The sequence below is a fragment of the Leuconostoc sp. genome (genome assembly GCF_965300815.1).
Genome location: NZ_CBDKZH010000180.1, coordinates 1 through 1,730, shown reverse-complemented (window position 1 = coordinate 1,730; position 1,730 = coordinate 1). Strand labels below are relative to the sequence as shown.

General features: G+C 42.5%; 2 protein-coding genes. One reads left to right on the top strand and one right to left on the bottom strand.

What is annotated here, in order from left to right; translation table 11 throughout:
- Positions 1 to 360 precede the first annotated feature (360 nt).
- On the top strand, positions 361 to 912 hold the full coding sequence (locus ACW12G_RS07880; protein ID WP_455647706.1) for a hypothetical protein: 552 nt from the start codon (positions 361 to 363) through the stop codon (positions 910 to 912).
- Between the two features lie 82 nt (positions 913 to 994).
- On the opposite strand, the gene ACW12G_RS07875 is transcribed toward ACW12G_RS07880, so the two are convergent.
- Complete coding sequence (locus tag ACW12G_RS07875) at positions 995 to 1,678, bottom strand: VTT domain-containing protein (RefSeq protein WP_455647707.1); 684 nt, start codon at positions 1,676 to 1,678, stop codon at positions 995 to 997.
- Positions 1,679 to 1,730 lie beyond the last annotated feature (52 nt).

The following is a 1,730-nucleotide window of genomic DNA, read 5'->3' as shown; positions in this document are numbered from 1 at the left end:
TAATAGGCATTATCATCCCTAATTCACCCGAGCTAAAGCCAGTTGACGGCTGATCAAATACGGTAGTATAATGGCTTGTTGTAGCGTTATAAGCGCATCTTCAGGTTATGTTATCGCAACATAACCTGAATAATTTTCGATGAATTGCTTAACGTTTAACAACAGTCTATCATCATGTGCTGAGCAACCACATTAAAAGGCTTTGGGAGTGAGAATATGAGAGGAATGTTATCTTTACTTTGGATCATAACCTTGATCGCATTGGTGGCATTTTTTGTTCTATTGATCATTTTTGTGATCGACAAAGTTAAACAGCGTGACAGTAGCGTCAGCGGACGCGTATTGATCACAACGCTTGTGATGAGTCTGATACTTTTAGTGACCTCATGTGGGGCCGATGTTGGGGCCGAGACGGCCCGGGGCTTATCCTCAAATGTCGCAAAGTCTGACAACTTAGCTATCACATCTGATGATGACAGTAGCACTAATCAAGACTCTGAAATTGATGTCGATGTGGAACCCGATGATAATATTCATACGATAACTGAGGTGTCACCTAACATTAGCAATAATGAACCCATTGCCTATCACACAGACATCACGTATGAGCAAGTTGCCCACGCCCCAGCTGATTTTGCTGGCGAAAAAATGCAATTTAGCGGTAAAGTGGTCAAAATTGTGCCAACTGATGGTGATGATAAAGTCCGGCTTGCAATCAATGACAACCCCAACAACCTATTGATTGTTGACGTGGATCAAGATTTGCTGAGCGGTTCAAACCTATCAGAAGGTCAACAAGTGACTTTTTCTGGTGTGATTGAAGGGATCGAAACCTATCAAACAGATCAAGGTGATAAAGTAACCGCCCCATCGATGGACGCTAAAATCATTAATTACCAAGCAAGTAACTAAACACACGCATGCCCGTTTGGGCGTACATAGCTAACTCACGTCTCAGCACTACTGCAATAAAAAAAGCCACCTGGCGGCAGCTTTACTTGTTGTCATTTTCTTTTGCAATTTGCTTAGCGCGGTGGTTAATCACCATTGAACGGATAATACTGATAATTGTTGGCAAGATTGTCACAAAGGCAATACCAATAATGATGATTGAGAAGTTGTCCTTCACAAATGGAATATTACCAAATAGGTACCCTGCACCTGTGGCAATGAAACTCCATGAAAAGGCTGCAATCAATGTATTTCTGAAGAAATGGCTGAATGGGAATTGACTAATACCGGCCACCAAAGGCACAAACGTCCGGACAATTGGCATATAACGACCAATAATAATGGCCATCGCCCCATGCTTTTCAAAGAAGCCTTCGGCTTCACGAATATGTTCTTCTTTAATAAAGCGGCGCATGAACGGATGCTGAAGTAACTTAGCCCCACCCGTTCGACTAATACAAAAGTTCAAGGTGTCGCCAGCAACTGCGGCAACGAAGAATAGTATCATAAAGACCCAGTGGTTAAGACCAGCCGCAATGCCTGCTGGTGTTGCGGCAACAGCGCCAGCCGCGAAAAGCAAAGAATCGCCAGGCAAAAACGGCATAATAATAATACCCGTTTCAATAAAGATAATGGCAAACAAAATTAAATAAGTCCATGGTCCAAATTGTGTCACCAAACTGGCAATATGGCTATCAATATGAAGAATGAAGTCAATCAAAAACATGTATTTGTTATGTGCCACTCCAGCCCAACGAGACTGTCTGGCACATTTCTCC

Coding starts and splice junctions, on each gene's coding strand:
- ACW12G_RS07880 (WP_455647706.1), top strand. CDS start 361: ATGAGTCTGATACTTTTAGTGACCTCATGTGGGGCCGATGTTGGGGCC.
- ACW12G_RS07875 (WP_455647707.1), bottom strand. CDS start 1,678: ATGTTTTTGATTGACTTCATTCTTCATATTGATAGCCATATTGCCAGT.